General features: G+C 50.8%; 28 protein-coding genes and 1 tRNA gene. 20 read left to right on the forward strand and 9 right to left on the reverse strand.

The features are described from left to right. Positions 1–43 precede the first annotated feature (43 nt). Complete coding sequence (cueR, locus tag JK198_RS00285; RefSeq protein ID WP_212709036.1) at positions 44–457, forward strand: Cu(I)-responsive transcriptional regulator; 414 nt, start codon at positions 44–46, stop codon at positions 455–457. A gap of 5 nt (positions 458–462) precedes the next feature. Here cueR and JK198_RS00290 read toward each other — a convergent pair whose 3' ends face one another. The 6 genes from JK198_RS00290 to ppiB all read right to left on the reverse strand — a co-directional run bounded on the left by JK198_RS00290 (position 463) and on the right by ppiB (position 5,259). Further along, entirely contained in the window at positions 463–1,320 is an 858-nt protein-coding gene (locus tag JK198_RS00290; RefSeq protein ID WP_212709860.1) for a co-chaperone YbbN, read from the reverse strand. Positions 1,321–1,396: 76 nt separating this feature from the next. Beyond that, complete coding sequence (locus tag JK198_RS00295) at positions 1,397–2,185, reverse strand: SDR family oxidoreductase (protein WP_212709034.1); 789 nt, start codon at positions 2,183–2,185, stop codon at positions 1,397–1,399. Positions 2,186–2,339: 154 nt separating this feature from the next. After that, entirely contained in the window at positions 2,340–3,404 is a 1,065-nt protein-coding gene (gene purK, locus JK198_RS00300; protein ID WP_212709861.1) for a 5-(carboxyamino)imidazole ribonucleotide synthase, read from the reverse strand. Further along, a complete protein-coding gene (gene purE / locus JK198_RS00305; protein WP_212709032.1) occupies positions 3,401–3,910 on the reverse strand; it encodes a 5-(carboxyamino)imidazole ribonucleotide mutase in 510 nt (169 codons plus the stop codon). The genes purK and purE overlap by 4 nt, the downstream gene beginning before the upstream one ends. 138 nt (positions 3,911–4,048) lie before the next feature. Continuing rightward, positions 4,049–4,765: a UDP-2,3-diacylglucosamine diphosphatase gene (locus tag JK198_RS00310; RefSeq protein ID WP_212709862.1), complete on the reverse strand. Its 717-nt coding sequence runs from the start codon at positions 4,763–4,765 to the stop codon at positions 4,049–4,051. Beyond that, positions 4,765–5,259, reverse strand: a complete 495-nt coding sequence (gene ppiB / locus JK198_RS00315; RefSeq protein WP_212709030.1) for a peptidylprolyl isomerase B — start codon at positions 5,257–5,259, stop codon at positions 4,765–4,767. Before ppiB ends, JK198_RS00310 begins: the two co-directional genes overlap by 1 nt. A 212-nt stretch (positions 5,260–5,471) precedes the next feature. On the opposite strand from ppiB, the gene cysS reads away from it, so the two are divergent. After that, entirely contained in the window at positions 5,472–6,857 is a 1,386-nt protein-coding gene (cysS, locus tag JK198_RS00320) for a cysteine--tRNA ligase (RefSeq protein ID WP_212709863.1), read from the forward strand. 69 nt (positions 6,858–6,926) lie between these two features. On the opposite strand, the gene ybcJ is transcribed toward cysS, so the two are convergent. Then, on the reverse strand, positions 6,927–7,139 hold the full coding sequence (gene ybcJ / locus JK198_RS00325; RefSeq protein ID WP_212709864.1) for a ribosome-associated protein YbcJ: 213 nt from the start codon (positions 7,137–7,139) through the stop codon (positions 6,927–6,929). After that, complete coding sequence (gene folD / locus JK198_RS00330) at positions 7,139–8,005, reverse strand: bifunctional methylenetetrahydrofolate dehydrogenase/methenyltetrahydrofolate cyclohydrolase FolD (RefSeq protein WP_212709027.1); 867 nt, start codon at positions 8,003–8,005, stop codon at positions 7,139–7,141. The genes ybcJ and folD overlap by 1 nt, the downstream gene beginning before the upstream one ends. 178 nt (positions 8,006–8,183) lie before the next feature. Here folD and JK198_RS00335 point away from each other — a divergent pair. The 7 genes from JK198_RS00335 to JK198_RS00365 all read left to right on the forward strand — a co-directional run bounded on the left by JK198_RS00335 (position 8,184) and on the right by JK198_RS00365 (position 12,006). Continuing rightward, positions 8,184–8,260 (forward strand) — tRNA-Arg (locus JK198_RS00335). A gap of 165 nt (positions 8,261–8,425) precedes the next feature. Continuing rightward, positions 8,426–9,622 (forward strand): tyrosine-type recombinase/integrase, encoded by a 1,197-nt coding sequence (locus JK198_RS00340; RefSeq protein ID WP_212709865.1) that lies wholly within the window; start codon positions 8,426–8,428, stop codon positions 9,620–9,622. A 100-nt stretch (positions 9,623–9,722) separates the two neighbouring features. After that, positions 9,723–10,412 (forward strand): hypothetical protein, encoded by a 690-nt coding sequence (locus JK198_RS00345; RefSeq protein ID WP_212709866.1) that lies wholly within the window; start codon positions 9,723–9,725, stop codon positions 10,410–10,412. 134 nt (positions 10,413–10,546) lie between these two features. After that, positions 10,547–10,756: an AlpA family transcriptional regulator gene (locus JK198_RS00350; protein ID WP_212709867.1), complete on the forward strand. Its 210-nt coding sequence runs from the start codon at positions 10,547–10,549 to the stop codon at positions 10,754–10,756. Continuing rightward, the gene (locus tag JK198_RS00355; RefSeq protein ID WP_212709868.1) at positions 10,756–11,223 is read left to right on the forward strand and encodes a hypothetical protein; all 468 of its coding nucleotides are present in this window, start codon (positions 10,756–10,758) and stop codon (positions 11,221–11,223) included. Before JK198_RS00350 ends, JK198_RS00355 begins: the two co-directional genes overlap by 1 nt. Before the next feature lie 13 nt (positions 11,224–11,236). Then, complete coding sequence (locus JK198_RS00360) at positions 11,237–11,824, forward strand: BRO family protein (RefSeq protein WP_212709869.1); 588 nt, start codon at positions 11,237–11,239, stop codon at positions 11,822–11,824. After that, complete coding sequence (locus JK198_RS00365; protein ID WP_249213217.1) at positions 11,785–12,006, forward strand: DUF4222 domain-containing protein; 222 nt, start codon at positions 11,785–11,787, stop codon at positions 12,004–12,006. The genes JK198_RS00360 and JK198_RS00365 overlap by 40 nt, the downstream gene beginning before the upstream one ends. 273 nt (positions 12,007–12,279) lie before the next feature. On the opposite strand, the gene JK198_RS00370 is transcribed toward JK198_RS00365, so the two are convergent. Further along, complete coding sequence (locus JK198_RS00370; RefSeq protein ID WP_212709870.1) at positions 12,280–12,471, reverse strand: toxin-antitoxin system HicB family antitoxin; 192 nt, start codon at positions 12,469–12,471, stop codon at positions 12,280–12,282. Between the two features lie 145 nt (positions 12,472–12,616). On the opposite strand from JK198_RS00370, the gene JK198_RS16735 reads away from it, so the two are divergent. The 11 genes from JK198_RS16735 (at position 12,617) to JK198_RS00420 (ending at position 20,098) form a co-directional block, all read left to right on the forward strand. Further along, entirely contained in the window at positions 12,617–12,847 is a 231-nt protein-coding gene (locus JK198_RS16735) for a host cell division inhibitor Icd-like protein (protein ID WP_249213218.1), read from the forward strand. Further along, on the forward strand, positions 12,840–13,019 hold the full coding sequence (locus tag JK198_RS00380) for a hypothetical protein (protein ID WP_212709872.1): 180 nt from the start codon (positions 12,840–12,842) through the stop codon (positions 13,017–13,019). The genes JK198_RS16735 and JK198_RS00380 overlap by 8 nt, the downstream gene beginning before the upstream one ends. After that, positions 13,016–13,276: a nicotinic acetylcholine receptor subunit beta gene (locus JK198_RS00385; protein WP_212709873.1), complete on the forward strand. Its 261-nt coding sequence runs from the start codon at positions 13,016–13,018 to the stop codon at positions 13,274–13,276. The genes JK198_RS00380 and JK198_RS00385 overlap by 4 nt, the downstream gene beginning before the upstream one ends. After that, positions 13,273–13,875 (forward strand): hypothetical protein, encoded by a 603-nt coding sequence (locus JK198_RS00390; protein ID WP_212709874.1) that lies wholly within the window; start codon positions 13,273–13,275, stop codon positions 13,873–13,875. The genes JK198_RS00385 and JK198_RS00390 overlap by 4 nt, the downstream gene beginning before the upstream one ends. Before the next feature lie 12 nt (positions 13,876–13,887). Continuing rightward, positions 13,888–16,644 carry a TOPRIM and DUF927 domain-containing protein gene (locus tag JK198_RS00395; RefSeq protein WP_212709875.1) on the forward strand — a complete coding sequence of 919 codons (2,757 nt, stop codon included), beginning with the start codon at positions 13,888–13,890 and terminating at the stop codon, positions 16,642–16,644. Positions 16,645–16,974: 330 nt separating this feature from the next. Continuing rightward, positions 16,975–17,406 carry a single-stranded DNA-binding protein gene (locus JK198_RS00400; protein ID WP_212709876.1) on the forward strand — a complete coding sequence of 144 codons (432 nt, stop codon included), beginning with the start codon at positions 16,975–16,977 and terminating at the stop codon, positions 17,404–17,406. A 229-nt stretch (positions 17,407–17,635) separates the two neighbouring features. Then, entirely contained in the window at positions 17,636–18,331 is a 696-nt protein-coding gene (locus JK198_RS00405) for a hypothetical protein (protein WP_212709877.1), read from the forward strand. A 323-nt stretch (positions 18,332–18,654) separates the two neighbouring features. Continuing rightward, positions 18,655–18,831, forward strand: coding sequence for a hypothetical protein (locus JK198_RS00410; RefSeq protein ID WP_212709878.1), 177 nt, complete (start codon positions 18,655–18,657; stop codon positions 18,829–18,831). 147 nt (positions 18,832–18,978) lie between these two features. Beyond that, on the forward strand, positions 18,979–19,227 hold the full coding sequence (locus JK198_RS00415; RefSeq protein ID WP_249213219.1) for a ribbon-helix-helix domain-containing protein: 249 nt from the start codon (positions 18,979–18,981) through the stop codon (positions 19,225–19,227). A gap of 164 nt (positions 19,228–19,391) precedes the next feature. Continuing rightward, on the forward strand, positions 19,392–19,622 hold the full coding sequence (locus tag JK198_RS16910; RefSeq protein WP_283092695.1) for an HGGxSTG domain-containing protein: 231 nt from the start codon (positions 19,392–19,394) through the stop codon (positions 19,620–19,622). Positions 19,623–19,909: 287 nt separating this feature from the next. Next, the gene (locus JK198_RS00420) at positions 19,910–20,098 is read left to right on the forward strand and encodes a hypothetical protein (RefSeq protein WP_212709879.1); all 189 of its coding nucleotides are present in this window, start codon (positions 19,910–19,912) and stop codon (positions 20,096–20,098) included. The last annotated feature ends 58 nt before the right edge of the window (positions 20,099–20,156 follow it).

The raw sequence follows: 20,156 nt of genomic DNA on the forward strand, positions 1-20,156 counted from the left end.
AGAACCTGTCGCAGCCGAGCCTGTAAAGCAACGGAGAAATAATATGAACATCAGTGATGTCGCCAGAAAAACCGGCTTATCCAGTAAGGCGATTCGGTTCTATGAGGAAAAGGGGATTATGACGCCGCCCCGGCGCAGCGCGAACGGTTACCGCAGCTATACGGATCACCATGTTGAAGAACTGACATTATTGCGCCAGGCTCGTCTGGTCGGATTCAGCCTGCAGGAGTGTCGTGAGCTGGTGGGGTTGTTTAACGATCCGCACCGGCACAGTGCAGATATTAAAGCCAGGACGTTACGTAAAGTCAGTGATATTGACCGGCAAATGGCGGAGCTTGAGGGAATGCGCCAGCGGTTACTCGCACTGGCAGAACGTTGTCCGGGAGATGATGGCGCGGAGTGCCCGATTATCGACAGCCTGTCCGGCTGTACCGGCAGAGGTCACTCCGCGCCCTGAGGCGGTTAGTACAGCAGGGAATATAACTGACGGCGGTATTTACCGGCCAGCGCATCACCGGTTCCCAGCGCTGCAAGAATCTCCTGGAACGTTTTACGCAACTCGCCTTGTCCGGCAGCGAGGTCGGTTTTCAGAAAACCAAACAATAATTCCAGTGCTTCTTCATTACGTCCGACCTGATGAAACTGGATTGCCAGTTTAGCGGCAATAGCGGTATTGGTCCGGTCAGCCTCAAGATCTGTCTGCAGTTGCTGAATTTCCGGGGTATCAGCGGCCTGACGCAGCAGATCGATCTGTGCCATCAGTCCCTGATAACGGGTGTCCTGATCCTGCAGTGGGACGTGTTTTAAAACTTCTTCAGCTTCATCACCCCGGTTGAGACGGATCAGCGTTTCGGCCAGTAAAAAGCCGGTTTCACTGGCGTACTGGCTGAGTTGCCAGGCATCTTTTAACAGCGGTAGTGCGTCCAGTGGTTTATCTTCTTCCAGTAATGCCTGCGCCTGCTGTACTTTTATTTCGTCTTCCCGTGGCAGCACTTTTTCCAGCAACGCCCGTACCGCGTCTTCCGGCTGCGGCCCCTGGAAACCATCCAGCGGCTGACCATCTTTAAACAGATAGACGGTCGGAATGGCCCGTAATCCGAACTGTGAGGCGACCATTTGCTGTTCATCACAATCCAGTTTCGCCAGCAGAAATTGCCCATGGTGCTCAGCAGCCAGTTTCTCCAGTACCGGTGTCAGCTCCTGACACTGCTGGCTGCGGGGTGACCAGAAATAAAACAGTACCGGTACCTGCATTGACTGCTCAAGTACCTGCTGCAGATTGGATTCATTAACATCAATAATCGGGGGCTGGGGTGACATAAGCTATGTTCCTTCGTCTGAAAAAGTATAACCGTTATCCGTCAGATATGGGGACAGACGGCGCGGGTTCAAGCGGCTATTTGTCCGGTGCTGAATGAGTGCTTAAAATTCGGTCCAGGATAACCCCCGGTAATAAACGCCGTGCCAGTGACATTACATGGGTTACTACGGTGACCGGATAACGCTGGCGCGGATAACGGCTCTCCAGCGCATGACGTAATTTAGGCAGTATCGCCCGGGGCGGGAGGGTAAAACGGGCGGCAATACCGGGATTTGTTACCGGACGGTCTGCTTCTCCCTGCAATACATTGCCGGTAAAGCGGGTGGAGATCGGGCCCGGCTCGATCAGACTGACACGGATACCGCTGTGCTTCATTTCCATTCGCAGGGCATCAGACCAGGCTTCCAGCGCATATTTGCTGGCGGCATATGCACCACGGCCCGGGGTGGAAATCAGCCCCATCACGGAACTGGTATTAATGATCCGTCCCTGGCCGCTGGCCTGTAAGGCGGGCAGCAGTAGCATGGTCAGCTGATGGACGCCAAAGAAATTGGTCGCGAACTGTTGTTCCAGCTGGCGGCGGGAGAGGGTGCTCAGCGGGCCATAGACCCCGAACCCGGCATTATTGAACAGTCCGTGTAATGTTCCGTTGCACAGTTCCGTGATCTCACTGGCCGCGGCCCCGACACTTTGCGGATCATCGAGATCAAGCAGTATCCCGGTGTATCCCAGCTGGTTCATACGGCTGACATCTTCCGGTTTACGGCAGGCAGCAAGCACCCGATAACCACGACTCAGCAAATCCCCGGCAGCCACAGCCCCGATGCCGCTTGAACAGCCGGTAATTAAGATATTTTTTTGCATAGGCTCACACGTTAATGGCAGATAGCTGGTATCAGATACCAGCCGGAATAGCTGCAGTATTGCATATAAGGTGGCTACGGCACCAATCACGGGCGGGAAAACGCGTGTCCGGCAGGAGATACGGGAAACATGAATTTCCCGTACCGGCAGGCAGTTACAATTTTTCGGTCGCCCAGTCGATGGCGGCCGCATATTCATCGGGTAACTGAGGAACCAGAGCCCGCAGCGCTGATATAAGGCGCGTCCGGTCACTGTCCGTAAGATTCAGGTGGCCCAGTTTCCGTCCCGGACGCACCTCTTTTTCGTACCAGTGCAGATGTACCAGCGCATGCTCCAGCCATTGCTGATTCAGTGCACAACCGATGATATTCACCATCACTGAAGGGGCAAAGACCACCGGTGAAGGCAGAGGTAATCCGAGGATGGCTCGCAGATGCAGCTCAAACTGGCTGACCGATGCTCCGTTTTGTGTCCAGTGACCACTGTTGTGTACGCGAGGTGCCAGTTCATTGATCAGCAAGCCTTCCGGCGTCACGAAACACTCCATCGCGATAACACCGACATACTCCAGTTCCTGCATAATCGCCGTAAGCATAGCTTCTGCCTGACGCTGCTGTGCGGCGTCCGGTACTGGTAAAGCGACGCTGGTCAGCAGAATACCGTTGTGGTGCAGGTTGTGCGTCAGGGGATAAAATACGGTACTGCCATCGCGGCCACGGGCTCCGACCAGTGAGACTTCGCCGGAAAAATTAATGCCCTGCTCAACGATACATTCGCCATAGCAGTCTGCGGGTAAGCTCAGGCATTCGGGCTGACGCAAACGCCATTGTCCGCGGCCATCATAACCGCCGGTACGGCGTTTAACGATAGCCAGCTCACCCACCCGGTTATAAATTTCCGGCCACTGTTGCGCATTGCTCAGTAACTGCCAGGGAGCGGTTGCCAGTCCCAACTGGTCGAGTAATTGCTTCTGGGTCAGGCGATCAGCAAGGCGCGGAAAAATATCCCGGTTAACAAAGGCCGGGTGGTTCGCCAGTTCACGGGTCAGGGCCGTTTCCGGCCAGCGTTCTATCTCTGCGGTGATCACACTCTGACGGATGGGCAGTGCTTCCGGCTCGGCATCGGTGCCGACCGGATAAACCGCGATCCCCAGCGGTTCGCCGGCCTGACGCAGCATGCGTCCCAGTTGACCGTTACCCAGTACGCAAACTGACTTCATGCATCCTCCCGCGGGTCCGGATTGTTCAGTACAGCTTCACTTTGTGCCGTGCGCCAGTCTGACAGACGTTGTGCCAGCGACGGATCGTTAACCGCCAGAATCTGGGCGGCCAGCAGGGCGGCGTTTGCTGCACCGGCTTTCCCAATCGCCAGGGTGCCGACCGGAATACCGCGTGGCATCTGGACAATAGAGTACAGGCTGTCAACACCGCTCAGAGCGGCACTCTGAACAGGGACACCCAGCACCGGCAGCAGGGTTTTTGCCGCCAGCATGCCCGGTAAATGGGCCGCGCCACCGGCTCCGGCGATGATCACATGAAAACCCTGTTGACGGGCATTCTCAGCAAAACTGAATAATTTGTCCGGCGTACGGTGCGCGGAAACCACTTCCACGTGGTGATCAACATTCAGTTCATTAAGGATTTCTGCAGCATACTGCATCGTAGCCCAGTCACTTTTAGAACCCATAATAATAGCGATACGGGCCGGGGCAGTATTCGACGACATGCGGTCAACTCCTGTGAGCAGATAGAAAACCTGGACAGAGGTACAGGCTATACACATTGAGAAGGGCGTGAGAATAGCATGAGACGGCCGGAAGGAAAACGGTTGCGTCACGACACAACCGGACAATCAGCGCGAAATTTACCAGCGGAAGGCAATTAAACTCACACCGCTGGCATCCAGCTGGATCATTGACCCCTGATGGTGCCAGGCACCCAGTACGGCGCGTTCGGCGGGCTGGTGGTTTATCTGCAGAAAGTGTATTTCCGGACGATGGGTATGGCCGTGGATCAACACAGAGGCCCGGTAACGTTCCATCACCTGTTCAACCGCCTGCTGATTAACATCCATAATTTGCAGACTTTTTGACTGGTTGGCCTGCTGGCTGTCATTGCGTAACCGCGCCGCAATGTTCTGCCTCAGGCATAACGGCAGCATCAGGAAAACCCGTTGCAGCCAGGGTTGATGCACTTTTTGGCGAAAACGCTGATACCCCTGATCATCAGTACAGAGTGTATCGCCGTGCATAATCAATACCCGCTGGCCGTAGCATTCCAGCAGTGTTTCTTCCGCAAGCAACGTCATGCCACTGCGGCTGGCGTATGCCTTACCCAGAAGAAAGTCACGGTTACCGTGAATAAAGAAGACCGGAACCGGCAGGGCAGACAGCGCCTCAGCAACCTGCCGGTGTAACGGGGCCGGGTCATCATCACCGATCCAGCTTTCAAACAGGTCACCGAGAATATACAGAGCGTCGCAGTCTGTCGCTTCGCGTTGTAAAAAACGCATAAAACCGGCAGTGATTGCCGGTTCTTCCTGACACAGATGCAAATCTGCAATAAAAAGCGTTCGCGGCATTACTCGCTGACGATCACTTTATTAATGACGACGTCATCTTTTGGTACGTCCTGGTGCATACCACTGCGTCCGGTGGAAACGGCTTTAATCTTTTCAACCACATCCATCCCTTCAACGACTTCTGCGAACACACAGTAGCCCCAGCCTTGCAGGCTTTCGTCACGGAAGTTCAGAAAATCGTTATCAGCAACGTTAATAAAGAACTGTGCAGTAGCAGAGTGCGGCGCAGAGGTACGGGCCATTGCCAGCGTACCACGGGTGTTTTTCAGGCCGTTGTTTGCTTCGTTACGGATTTCTTCTTTCGTGGATTTCTGTTTCATTCCCGGTTCAAAACCGCCGCCCTGAACCATAAAGCCGTTAATCACGCGATGGAAAATAGTATTATCGTAGAAACCTTCACGGCAGTACTCCAGGAAGTTTTTCACGGTAGCCGGTGCTTTATCGTCAAAAGTTTTAATAACGATATCACCAAAATTCGTCTGGAAAGTGACCATAATTTCATCCTGTCATGGTTATTGTCAGTATTTTAACTCTTCCTGCCTAACGGGGAAGGGTAATCGCAGAGGCTCCTTATATCATAAATTTCAGGCTTACGGCAGTATGGCGGAGGTTGATCACGGCTGATGACTTGCTTTACGTCGCAGTCACGTGAAAAATACGGCACAATAACCACAGTTATCGCACACGTTTAAACGGATACAGTTAAATGCTAAAAATTTATAACACGCAGAGCAGACAAAAAGAGGAATTCAAACCTATACATGCAGGTAAAGCAGGCATGTACGTGTGCGGTATTACCGTTTATGACCTGTGCCATATCGGACATGGCCGGACGTTTGTCGCTTTTGATGTCGTTTCCCGTTATTTACGCTACCTGGGCTATCAGCTGAAATATGTAAGAAACATTACCGATATCGATGACAAAATCATTAAGCGGGCCAATGAAAACGGTGAAACCATTGGCGCGCTGACTCAGCGGATGATTGCGGAAATGCATGCTGATTTTGCCGCGCTGGGCATTTTACCGCCGGACGCTGAACCGCGGGCAACTCAGCATATCGGCGAAATCATTACACTGGTGGAAAAACTGTTGCAGCGTGGCCATGCCTATGTGGCCAGCAACGGGGATGTGATGTTCGATGTACAAAGTGACCGCCATTATGGTGAGCTTTCGCGACAGGACCTGGAGCAACTGCAGGCCGGTGCGCGGGTGGAAGTTACCGATGTAAAGAAAAATCCGATGGACTTTGTGCTGTGGAAAATGTCGAAAGCTGACGAACCGGGCTGGCCGTCGCCGTGGGGCAACGGACGTCCCGGCTGGCATATTGAATGTTCAGCCATGAACTGCAAACAGCTGGGTGAACACTTTGATATTCACGGTGGCGGTTCGGATTTAATGTTCCCGCACCATGAAAACGAAATTGCCCAGTCAACCTGTGCCCACGGCGGTGAGTATGTGAATTACTGGATGCACTCAGGGATGGTGATGATTGACCGTGAGAAAATGTCAAAATCACTGGGTAACTTCTTCACGGTCCGTGATGTACTGAAGCATTACGATGCAGAAACTGTACGTTACTTCCTGATGTCCGGACATTACCGCAGTCAGCTGAATTACAGCGAAGATAACCTGAAACAAGCCCGTGCTGCCCTGGAACGTTTGTATACCGCACTGCGCAATACAGATCCTCAGGCCGTGGCTGCCGACGGTGCAGAGTTTGAACAGCGTTTCCGTGATGCGATGGATGATGACTTTAATACACCGGAAGCTTATTCGGTGCTGTTTGATATGGGACGTGAGGTTAATCGCCTCAAAGCTGAGGACAGCGCGGTTGCGGATGCTCTGGCAGCAAAATTACGCCAGCTGGCCAGCGTATTAGGTATTCTGCAGCAGGATCCGGAAACCTTTCTGCAAAGTGCTGCCGGCAGCAGCGATGATGAGGTTGCTGAAATTGAAGCCCTGATCAAAATGCGTAAAGATGCCCGCGAAAGCAAAAACTGGGCGCAGGCAGACGTTGCCCGTGACAAGCTGAATGCGCTGGGGATTATTCTGGAAGACGGCCCGCAGGGAACCAGCTGGCGCCGTAAATAATCTGCAGGCCTAATCAGCAAAAAACGGGCGACAGGGGTAACCGGTCGCCCGTTTTTTTGGGTGGTATAATTACGGGATAACGCTGATCGACTGACCGGCAAAAACGACGGTCTGTCCGCTGACAATTTTACAGCGTTTACGGGTTTCGATCTGACCATCCACGGCTACCAGACCATCCGCAATACATGCTTTTGCCTGGGCACCGCTTTCGGCCCAGCCTTCCAGTTTCAGTAAGTCGCAAAGTTCAACATGGGGAAATTTACCCAGTGAGAAGGTTGCCATTATTCTGTTTCTCCGTCGTGATATTCTTCGCAAGCCTGCAAAGTATTCTGTATTAAGGTTGCTACTGTCATCGGGCCAACCCCACCCGGTACCGGGGTGATCCATGAGGCACGTCCGGCAGCGGTTTCAAACTCGACATCACCCACCACACGACCATCTTCCAGACGATTAATACCGACATCAATCACAATCGCACCTGGCTTAATCCAGTCGCCGGGAATAAACCCGGGTTTACCTACGGCGACCACCAGCAGATCAGCATTTTCAACATGCTGGCGGAGATTACGGGTAAACCGGTGAGTGACAGTGGTGGTACATCCGGCCAGTAACAATTCGAGACTCATCGGACGGCCAACAATATTCGAGGCCCCGATGACCACGGCGTTTAAACCGAAAGTGTCAATGGAATACCGTTCCAGCAGGGTGATAATTCCGCGCGGGGTGCAGGGACGCAGCAGCGGCGCCCGCTGACATAAACGTCCTACGTTATAAGGATGAAAGCCATCGACGTCTTTATCGGCAGCAATCCGCTCCAGCACTTTAATATTATCGATACCTTCCGGCAGCGGCAACTGCACCAGTATGCCGTCGATTTGATGATCGTTATTCAGCTGATCGATTAATGTCAGCACTTCCTGTTCAGTCGTGGTGGCCGGAAGGTCATAAGAACGGGAGACAAAACCGACTTCCTCACAGGCTTTACGTTTACTGCCAACATATATTTGTGACGCCGGGTTGTCGCCGACCAGAATTACGGCCAGGCCGGGGGCACGTTTACCCGCCGCCAGGCGCTGTTTCACTTTTTCTGCAACTTCAAGCCGGACCTGCTGCGCAATCGTTTTACCATCAATAATCTGTGCTGACATCAGAGAAAAAATCCACGGAGTTAGAGTCATAGGGTGAGGTATCTATTCTGTCAGAAGCAACGCGTGCTGTCAGGCAAAGAATCGCTGATTGTTGTTTAAAGCTTCAGCAGTAAAACAGAAAGTCGCGTAAAAACATTGACTCATCTGCCGGTGACCGTATAATTCGTCGGAAATCAGGGCGCCCTTAGCTCAGTTGGATAGAGCACCGGCCTTCTAAGCCGTAGGTCATAGGTTCGAATCCTATAGGGCGTACCATTTCCCCTTCCACTACAGTCCTGTAACGTCCACTAACCCCAGTAAATACGCACTTCAAAGCCATTATTACGTCTACTAACGTCCATCTAAATCCATTGTAATCCACGATCAAGTGGGGGTATATTTGGGGGTATTATCAGGTTCAATGGAAAAGATACCCCCAAAATGAAACTCAATGCCCGCCAGGTAGAGACTGCAAAGCCTAAAGAAAAGCCGTATAAGCTATCTGACGGCGGTGGCCTGTATCTATTGGTTAATCCCAATGGTTCACGTTACTGGCGGTTAAAGTATCGTGTAACCGGTAAAGAAAAACTGCTGTCCGTGGGGGTATATCCTGATGTGACGTTATCCGATGCCCGCAGCAGGCGCGAGGATGCCAAAAGGGTTCTGGCTGCTGGTGGTGATCCGGGACAGGAAAAACAGGCAGAGAAGCAGGCAAAGGCGCTGGCGGTCAAAAATAACTTTGAGTCGGTAGCTATCGAGTGGCATGAACACAAAGCGCCTAACTGGTCACAGGGCTATGCTGAGGACATTCTGGAGTATCTGACAAAAGATATTTTCCCGTTTATCGGTAAGAGGGCGATTAACGAGATTAAGCCTGCTGAGATGCTGTCCGTGTTGCGGAAGATGGAACAGCGCGGCGTTCTGGATAAACTGAAAAAGACCCGGCAGGCTTGCCGCCAGATTTTTACCCACGCAGTGATTACCGGCAGGGCAGAGAGTAACCCAGTCACAGATTTGGCCGGGGCACTGAAAGCACCGAAGCAAAAACACTTCCCGCACCTGAGCGTTGAACAGATACCTGGCTTCCTGAATGCTCTGAATGATTACTCCGGAAGCATGATTACCCGCACTGCCACAAAGTTATTGATGATCACCGGCCTCAGAACCATTGAGCTGAGAACGTCCGAATGGTCAGACATCGACTTTGAAAAAGGCATCTGGCAGATACCCGCCGAGCGTATGAAAATGCGCCGCCCGCATATTGTCCCTATCTCCCGCCAGGCAAGGGAATTGCTGGAAGAAATCCACCAGCTAACCGGACGGGGCAGATATGTCTTTCATGGACGGAATGACGCTGGCAAGCCAATGAGTGAGGCCAGTATTAATCAGGTGATCAAGCGTATTGGCTATGATGGTAAAGCCACAGGCCACGGATTCCGGCATACATTGAGTACCATACTTCACGAACAGGGCTATAACTCTGCCTGGATAGAAACCCAATTGGCGCATGTCGATAAAAACTCTATCCGGGGCACTTACAACCACGCTCAATATCTGGAAGGACGCAGAGAAATGCTCCAGGCATATGCTGATTATCTGGACGCACTGGAGAGCGGGGCAAATGTGGTACATGGGTAGTTTGCGTTAAGTTAATTTGCGCCCGATTGGGCTTTGGCGTGCTATTATGGAACGATATTAATTCTAAGATTAGCCCATAACTTTAAATGGATTTTAATAAATGAAAGAAAGCACTGCTTTTGATTATTTTGCATCACCTGTGCCCATTAGAAGCAAGGGCGGGTCTTCAACGCTACAGGTAAAGTTAAGGCAAGAAATATCGCCATTACTTAGCGATAATGACGTGATTAATTTGTTCAAATCAAATTATGCTGAGCAAGAGCTGAAATTAAAAAACCCCGCCAATATCAGCTTTTATAATTCTGTAACTATGAATGACATACTCTCATATAACACTGGTCATATACACAGTGATTGTTTGATCAGGCTTCATAACTTCTCAGTCAGAATTTGTGATTACCTGAATGTCTCTAAAAATGTATTCCAAAGAGCCGCTATATTGGCAACCTTGTCATTTATTAAGGGCGAACTAGATGTTGCTCGGGCTATTCTTGATACATTCAACACTGCCAATATCGGGGCTGTAGTCATTTCTGATAAATGTTCAGCAAACGGAAGGCAAGGGGGAAGAAACCAACATCCGAGAACAGGCGAGGCTATCGAGCTAGCGGAAAAGAGGCATAAAGAAGTTCCATATGAGAGCAATGAACAAATAGCAATTTATGTTGTAGGTAAGCTTAAAGAGGCAAACCCGAAAGAGGTTCCGTCACTTTCTACCGTGAAAAGGGCGATAAATACAAGCCAAAGCATATCTAAATCTAGGTTAAAAGCCTCTAAAAGTCGGTCATAAGCCGCTTTTGAATGCCATAAGCCGGTTATGACTTTCATAAGCCGCTTTTGAATGTATTTATTTGATAAATAAAAAAATAGTATTTCACTTGTTCCGTAATCATCCACTGATACACAAAATGAACAGGTGAATCCATGCAAGACAAGAAAGAACGTTTAATCGACTTTAAAGAAGCTCTTAACCGCACTCGTACCAAAAAATCATGGGCTTACGAGCTTATCAAGCAGAACCGCTTCCCAAAGCCTATCAAAATTGGCGCACGTTCTATTGCTTTTGTGGAAAGTGAAATCGATGCGTGGATTAACGAGCGTATCGCAGAACGTGATGGCGTGGGGGCTAACTAATGGCGAAAAAAAACCACCCGGCACAGGTGGCTGATTCAGATATTCGCGGGATTGATTCTACACCCGCACCACTGAATATCAAGCCGCCATATAAAGCCGAAACATTCGGCCTCTATATGCTGACACATCCTAACGGGATCACCGCACTTAATACTAACGCCCGCACGTTTGCTGATTTTGATAAGAACGGCACTGGTAAGCAGTTTTATACCACCTGCCTACACACTGATGTTGCCAAACTCCGTAATCAATATGGCGTTGATGTGTCCGGCGAGCCGGTTAAATACGTTTCCCGCCACGGGTACAGAACCACTTTCACCAGCTACCGAATTGCTGACCGTAAGGCCGCAGCCCGTGCCGTTGTGTTGGTCAATCGCTGGCGTACAGATCGCGGTGAAAGTCACTTGCCGCCAGAATATGCACAGCAGCTTATTAACCAGTTCCCGGACACCAACCCTACCGAATAACGGAGCCTGACAGATGAAAATCGAAAAAAGCGGATTCAGTTCCGAGGCCGCCCCTCAGCCTGAGCATGGATTTAGCAATATTAACTGTGCAAGTGAAGACCATATTTCAGTTATCAGGTTTGAAGGTAAAACCATCCGTATTGTGAATATCAGCGGTGAGCCGTGGTTTATTGCTAAAGATATTTGTGACGCGCTGGAAATTGCAGATCACTTAGTTTCCTTACGCCGCCTGGATGACGATGAAAAGGGGGGGTATTTAATACCTACCCCTGGCGGCAACCAACACATGCGGACAGTTCAGGAGTCAGGTTTCTACAAACTGATTTCTCGCAGCCGCAAAGCAACGATTCCCGGCACATTCGCCCACGGGTTCACCAACTGGGTATTTCGTGAAGTGATCCCTTCTATCCGCAAGACTGGCTCCTATGGTGTCCCGTTCGCGTTCCTGAATGACCACAGCAAACGCCAGGTAGCCTATGACAAAAAGGCCAGTAAACGCGGTAAAGATCTGCAAGCCTGCAAAGGTGAGAAAGCCCGCTTAATCGCCGAAGAAGCTGAATTATGGCGCAAGTACCAGCCGCAATTGCCGGAGGTTCACTGATGCCCCCACAGAAGCCAAAGCGCCGCTTTAAAAGCCCGCACGGGCGCACCGTCACAGTGCTGGGAATGAGTGCCGGCTGTGTCGTGTTTATGCGCGATGACTACCCGCACCCATGCCAGAAGCCACTGGAGAAGTTCAAAGCTGAGTATGTGGAGGTGACAGATGATCGCCGCCCAGAGTAATGCCCCTTCACTGGCTGGCCTGTTAGTAAATGTTAGTGTCGAAAACCTAACAAAACCTCACATTTCACTGGCTGGATTCTTAACAAATCTTAACCTTGAGCACTTAGTAAAACTTAGTGTTCATCAGACAAATATTTGCCCGATGTTCAGCCAACTGACATACCTCAAATCACAGGGATGTAAAGCCGACCTTAAAACTCCCGATCACCAAAAGCTGAACGAAAAAAAGGACAGCACTGCGAATGCCATCCTTTCGACTACAGCCAATGAGTATCAGCCCTTTGGTTCAATGCCTAACCGCTCAAGTTCTTTGCGACCAAGCGTTTTCAGCCAGTTCCCGAGACTCATGTTCTCTGCCGTTGCTGCTGCCTCAAATTGTGCCTTGAGTTCAGGTGATAAACGTACATTGAACATCGGTGAGCGGCCAGCTCCTTTAGGGACTTTATCCCTTTCGATGATTGACATGTATAGACCTATTGCAATATTATCGATCCCATTAGGTCTATACCTTATCACGGTAAGGCGTAATAAAGAAACGCCCACGAACGGTATTACCAGTACCGAACGAGGGCTAACAACCACCGATAGCGAAAGTATCGAGGAAGCTGTAATGCAGAATACCACACACCCGCAAGGGCGGCATTCACTCACCCAAAATTCAGGCAATGAACCGGCGTCATTCGTCTGGATTATCGCCGCAGTTCGCCGTGACTGCCCGACAGTTAAGGCCACAATCCACCATATCGCCGCTGCTACAGAGTGTGAAGCCCGCCGGATGCTGGCAAAAGATCACGTTTGCTTCTTTGCCGGCCGTATTCGCCAGGGGGTTAGCAATGCGTAGTCACTTTGATGTGCGCGGCTATGCCGTCAATAAGCGCGGACTGACCGTGGGGATTACCTACCAAATCGTTTCCTCTGACGTTAAACACGCTACGGCCCACGCAATGAGCCGGGCGCAGCAGGAAGGATTTACTCATATCCGCATTAACTTCACGCGGGAGATCGCGAAATGATGGAGCAGCACCCCGAATACAGCAATGCGATTGCCATGCTATCCAGAGAGGAAGCGTATTCCGAAAGTTTTACGACTAATGAACGAATCTCTGAACGGCTTGAGAGGTTCCGTACCGGTTTAGTTCATATCATCACCGAAATTTTACCGGAGCATGATACTCAAAAAGAATATCACTGGCTTTCAGCACTGCTTCATTTACTGGAAATGACACAAATTGATTTAGCCAAAGAAATCCGCCGGGAGTGTGAACAGTGAGTAAATTGGAAGTGATAGAAGCAACCGCAGATGGCGTTATTTTCATGACTCGCCGCGCCGATGGTAGCCACCAGCACCAGAAGTTGATCGGCTATAAGGCCGCTATCAGGACGCTGGATGATGGCGCTTATGACGATGATCTGCCAAATGGCCTACGCCTGGTAGCGACAGTATTTGAGGCTGAGGTAATGGGCTATTTCACCCCGACTGGCGGGCAACAGGTGATGCTGTGGCGTTGGATTGTGGCGGCCCTGTTTATCATCGAGCAGCTGGAACAGAACGGCGCTGGCGAAGTTGAACTAGAGGACGGCACGACACAGACGTTTGCTCGGTACTTTGGCAAACACGGCGGCATATCTGTTTACCCTGTCACTGAGCGCGTGGCCCTGGCTAATAACATTGAATCACTGGCCTGTGAGTTACACGCCCACGAAGGCTCGGAGCAAAAGGCAGTCCTCATATACCAGCAAATGCTGACTACAGACAGCGGAGCCTATGCCCTATCTGCCTGGGGCCGTGAGTGTATGGCAATACTTCACGACAGCTTTATTGAGCAGATCAACACCGAGGGGCTACCTGCTGCCCCGGTATGGCACTAAGGAGGGATAACGATGCGTAACATTGACCTTATCCGGGAAGTGACTACCGAAGCAGCGAATAACTGGCCTTACATTATGCAGAGCCTCAATATCGCCGTGCCGGATAACCCGCGAAAACATGCGCCTTGCCCCAACTGCGGGGGTAATGACCGATTCCGGTTCGATGACAACGGGCGCGGCAGCTTTATCTGTAACCAGTGCGGTGCGGGTGATGGCCTCGACCTGATCCGCAAAGTTCACCAGTGCGACACCACAGAGGCGGCAAAGCTGGTGGCTGATGTGCTGGGTATTGATTACCGGACAGCCGAAACAGACCAAAAATCAGCCGACCAGAGACGTGACCAACTGGAGCAGCGGCGCCAAAGCCAGGCTGAGGAATACCGGCAGCGCCAGGATGAAGCAGAGGCAGAACGGCGGGCACAATTCGATGCCAGGTATCAGCAATTGGAGGCGGCAGCAACGGACGGCGAGAGCCAGTATCTGATCGCTAAGTATCTGGATGGAGTGATCACCCGATGCCTGCCTGATGGCTCAATCCTCCTGCCATTAACGGACGCTATCGGGAATATCACCGCAGCACAGACTATCTCACAGATAGGCAGTAAAAAGCTGGTGGCCGGCTCCGCGAAGAAAGGCGCATATCACACCATAAACGCACCACAGCAGCCACAGGCCGTTATCCTTGCCGAAGGTTACGCCACAGCGTTGAGCGTCTCCCTGATGCGCCCAGAAGCGCTGGCAGTGGCAGCCATTGACGCAGGCAACCTGTTACCGGTGGCTAAGGTAATGCGCGGGAAATACCCACAGGCACAAATCATCATTGCCGCCGATAACGACCACCAGCAGGACGGGAGCGCGAACACGGGGATCACCGCCGCAGAGTCTGCCGCCATTGCCGTGGCTGGCCTTGTCACAAGCCCACCGACTGACCACAAGGCTGACTGGGACGACTACCGGCAGCAATACGGGCTAGAGGCGTCTACAGCAGCATTTAACGAAGGATTGTACCAACCACAGGGGGAAGCGATGAACGCAACGCTACAGGTGACTCACGGCGGCAAAGAGAGCCAGCAAAACGACCCGCTTAAACCGCAGGTTAAAAGCCGGAAGGATGGCATTTATTGGATTGAGCCAAAGACTGACAAAGATACCGGCGAGATTATCAGCAAGGAAAGCTGGCTATCCTCCCCGTTAGATGTGATCGGCACTGGCCGCGATGATAAAGACCAGTACCTGATATTACGCTGGGTTCCCTATGGTGAAACGTCACCGGTAACAGCGCCGCTACCACTGGCTGATGTGGGGGAGCGTGAAGGATGGCGCACGTTAAAAGCAGGTGGCGTGAATATCACTACCAAAAGCGGGTTACGGGCAATTCTGGCCGATTGGCTGCAAATGAGCGGCAACCGCGAAATATGGCGGGTGAGTCATGCGACTGGCTGGCAGTGTGGGGCCTATATCATGCCTGATGGCGACATCATTGGATCACCAGATCGCCCCGTATTATTCAGCGGCCGCAGTAGCGCCGCATCCGGCTACAAAGTGACAGGCACAGCCTATAGCTGGCGGGGTTCCGTGGCCAGACTTGCTGAGGGTAACTATTCCATGATGACCGGGATCGCCGCAGCACTGGCGGCACCACTTATCGGGCTATCCGGGGCTGACGGGTTCGGCATCCATTTTTACCAGCAATCCAGCGCCGGTAAGACAACAACGGCAAACGCCGCCGCGAGTTTATACGGTGATCCTGATTTACTGAAACTGACCTGGTACGGCACCGCGCTGGGGTTAGCCAATGAAGCTGCCGCGCATAATGACGGATTAATGCCGCTGGATGAAGTCGGACAAGGAGCCGACCCGGTGAGCGTCTCACAGTCTGCCTATGCCCTGTTTAACGGCGTGGGGAAACTGCAAGGTGCGAAGGAAGGAGGAAACCGGGATCTGAAACGCTGGCGCACCGTGGCGATCAGTACCGGTGAGATGGACATGGAAACCTTCATCGCTACCAGTGGCAGAAAGACCAAAGCCGGGCAGCTTGTGCGCCTGTTGAATATCCCGCTGACTAAGGCTGTTAACTTTCACGGCAACGGTAACGGTAAGCACCACGCTGACGCCCTGAAGGATGCCTGGCAGAGTAACCACGGAGCGGCGGGCCGGGCCTGGATAAAATGGCTTGCAGATAATCAGGGGGAAGCCGTTGAAATCGTCCGGGAGTGTGAAGAACGCTGGCGTGGCATAATCCCAGCTGACTACGGCGAACAGGTTCACAGGGTAGCGTCCCGATTCGCCATTCTGGAAGCCGCACTACTGGCAGGCCGGGTGATCACCGGATGGAACGCGCAGATATGCCGTGATGCGATACAGCACAGCTATAACGCCTGGGTGAAGGAATTCGGGACGGGTAATAAAGAACACCAGCAGATAATCCAGCAGACGGAGGCTTTTCTTAATGCTTACGGACTGAGCCGGTTCGCTCCGCTGCCGTATGAGCCGCGAGACTTGCCGATCAACAACCTGGCAGGCTACCGGCAGAACGGAAGCCACGAAAGCGACCCGGTAGTGTTTTACACGTTCCCGGCTACGTTTGAAAAGGAGATCGCCACTGGTTTTAACCCGAAACTGTTTGCTGATGTGCTGAAGCAAAGCGGAATGCTGACACCGCCAGCCAGTGGCCGAGGTTATCAGCGGAAATCACCGAGGATTGAGGGGCGGCAGATTAACGTATTTGTCCTGAGCTTCATGCCGGAGGAAAACGACCAGCCAGAGTAAATACTTTTTTTCACATACGAGGTTTTAGTGTTGGTTCAGTTGGTTCAGTCGGTTCAATTTGTAAAGTGTATTGATTTATAAGGATTTTAAATCATATTTTGAACCAACACTGAACCAACAATTGGCTATTTTGAACCAACACAGACGACAGGATGATTTTTCGTTGGCAGGTACTGAACCAACAATCACCCCCACTGAACCAACACAAAATTAAAAATGTTGGTTCACTAAAACCCAGTACTGGCGCGGCCTGCAAGCCCGTGAACCAACTGAACCAACTGAACCAACATACTTTCAGTTGTTTATAGAAAAAATTGAGGTGAGTAAATTATGACCGCACAGATTTCAGCGTACGGGCGGCTGGTGGCAGATCCACAGACCCGCACCACGGCAAACAGTAAAAGCATGGCAATGGCACGACTGGCGGTGACGCTACCCTGCCATACCGCACAGAACAACGAAGCTACCTACTGGCTGGGCGTAGTCGCTTTTGGCGCTCAGGCTGACACACTGGCGAAACACCATAAGGGTGACATGATAAGCATTGCTGGGAATATGCAGCTTAACCAGTGGTCAGGACAGGATTGCGTACAGAAGGAACAGCCACAGGTTATCGCTGACAGCATTATCAGTGCCAGAACGTCACGACCAGGCAGCAGAAAGACCACCAGCAATCCGCAGCAGTCAGGCCAACCACACAGCGCCGTGCCAGGATGGGAACACTATCAGCAACCACCTTTTGATGATGAAGAAAGGTTTTAATCATGAGCAAGCAGAAAATCGCCATCCTAAGCCTTTAAAGTGAACTGACCTCACTAGCGAGTAGAACATTGTGATATAAACGTCAGGTACTGCTTTTGTATAATCAGACGTTGTATAAGGTGAGCATTCTGGGTCTGACCAAACGATGGTCGCTACTCTCCCCGTGGTTTTTGATATACCCACCACGGGGGCCTTGAGTTCTTTATAATACAAGAAAATGGAAATAACCATGTTTGAACAATTACCGCCAAGTATCTACATCGCTATGGGTGCGCTCGCAGCAGCATTAGTTACAGGATTATTTTCATTCCTAAACATGATTGTGACAAAGGAAAACAAAGTATCTGAGTTTAGGCAGGAATGGATAAATACATTAAGAGAGGAAATTTCAATTTTTACGGCATCGGCACAAAGGATGTCTTATGACTTGAGTGAGTGTAGAGGGAAAAATATTGATAAAGCAGTAGAAACCCTAAATGAAAGTAGGGAGAAGACGGTTCAGTCCTTAACGAAGCTCACACTCATGTTAAATCATGAAGATATAAAAAAAGAAGGAACCCAAGAATTTGAGTTAATGCGAGTAATAAAAGACGCAAGAGCAGTAAAGGTAGCGAGAGGTTTTAGGGTTAGGGCGAAAGATAAGGGCTGTTGGGCTCAGGATGAGGAAATAATCAGAGCTTCAGACGCAATAAGAGATGCTGCTGGACCATTACTTAAAGATAACTGGGAAATCGTTAAGAAGGGAGAGAGAGTCTATAGGTATACACGGAATGCAGCGCTCGTATTCCTCGTTGTCACATTCATAGCTCTTGCTTGCTTCTCATATAATTCACTAGCACATACAAACAAGAATGTTCAGGCAGAGTCCCAACATCAACTTATAACCCCTCCAGCGAATGTAACGATCACCATTAAAACCGATTAATGAAGGCGTAGCCTAACTCGATACAAGAGAAAAATTTAACATCAGCCCCTCTTATGCGTACTGCTTAAACGGCCTCATAGCGATTTTGAGGCCAGTACCACACTCCGCCATACCTTGCCCTGCGAAAACGTCCAGACTCGATTTCATAGCTTCATCGACCACAGTAAACAGAAGCCGGTTATTTCCGTTTTTTTGTGCCTGACGATAAATAACGTTGATCTGACCGATCACATAATCGTTTCATGAATCGGTACAAATATATTAACTGTTGCAAATATTGAAACTATAATAGCTGTATAAATAGCCAATGTGGACAAATAACCATGAGTACAGCAAGCCTGAAGCCGGTACTACTCAGTCGAGAACAAATCGCCGTACTTCGAAAAATCCAGGAACAGGAGCGCAGCAAATCCCCGCTGAACATCGCGCCAACAATCCACGTTATTGCCCGTCAGTTGATGGATAACGCGCTGAAGCAGTTACAGGTGAATAATGCCTGATAGCAGGAAAGAGTAGAGAAGGAACTTAACCCAATGACAGCCTGATGATTTAGCCACCAGTACGCGCGCGAGGCAGCAGAGGACAAAAAAGTCCTCTGGTACAAAATCAGAGGGTTATCCGCATAGGCTAGAGGCAGGATCCTGCCTATGATGATTTACAGAGCCCACAAAAGGGGAACCATGTCAGCCAGTGAGAAGAAGAACACGAACCGGTATTTTAATGGTGTAGAAACTACACGTTTAATCGTGACGGTAGAGAGTTCGCTGGTGGCGCAGGTTGATGACCTGATAGGCACTCACCGTTATGGTGATATCTCTCACCCATGCCGCCGGAACCGTGCTGAGTTCGTCAGGCAAGCCATAGCCGAGAAGCTGGTGCGGGATAGTAACCAGTAACCACCAAACGTAACCACACAGTAGTTACCACAGAGGCCGAATAGATGGACAGCAGAGCCGAGAAGGTTAAAAGACTACAGCAGCACTACCAGCGCAGAGATGATGCCCTTAAAAAATGGGCCGCCAATGGATACAGATACCACGATACACCGGCACATGATCCAATGCCTGACGACCTGGCAGACTTACGGTGCGAAGCAAAGACCAGGGCAGGCACACCCTGTAAGCGTAAAGACATATACCAGAATGGACGGTGCAAGTTTCACGGGGGCCTAAGTAGTGGCGCCAAGACAGCAGAGGGTAAAGCGCGGCAGTTAGCTGGGTATCGCCACTGGCAGGAAAAACAGGGAATGCGCAAGGATAAAATTGCGCAGAAAAATGCGCACAACGAATAGTGAAATTGCGCAGAAATTGCCTTACCCCATGATGTATGGCGAGGCATGAAATTAAGCCTGTCATTAATTGTTAGTTTTCAGCAGGATAGCTGGTAGCTTCCTACCCCATGAATGGTTGATAAAAGTTGACGTTATCTAACGGTTCGCAGCAAAGTTCGCATCTCTGGTTCGCAGTAGGTACGCAGTGTGGTACGCACCATAAGTACGCATTTTGAGTGCGTATCCTGATAATTTTCGGGCACGTTAGAGGCCGCCAAAATCACAATAAACGGAACAAGGAGCGACCAATGTTAGACCGTGAATCACTGGAAATGACCGTACTACAGATGGCCCGCATACAGGGCGAAAAGCTGGACAGGCACACGCTGTACACCGTCAGGAATGAGATTAGAAACGCCCTGGCAGCAAAAGAACGATACCGCCGGACGCTGGAGGCACCACCCTACCAGTGGAAGAAACCACGTCCGCCAAGGTAATCGAGACAGTTAAATCTGAAACCAACCCTGGAAAAATTTCTATACAAATATTTCTTAG

The organism is Tatumella sp. JGM91 (genome assembly GCF_018257575.1).
GTDB lineage: Bacteria > Pseudomonadota > Gammaproteobacteria > Enterobacterales > Enterobacteriaceae > Tatumella > Tatumella punctata.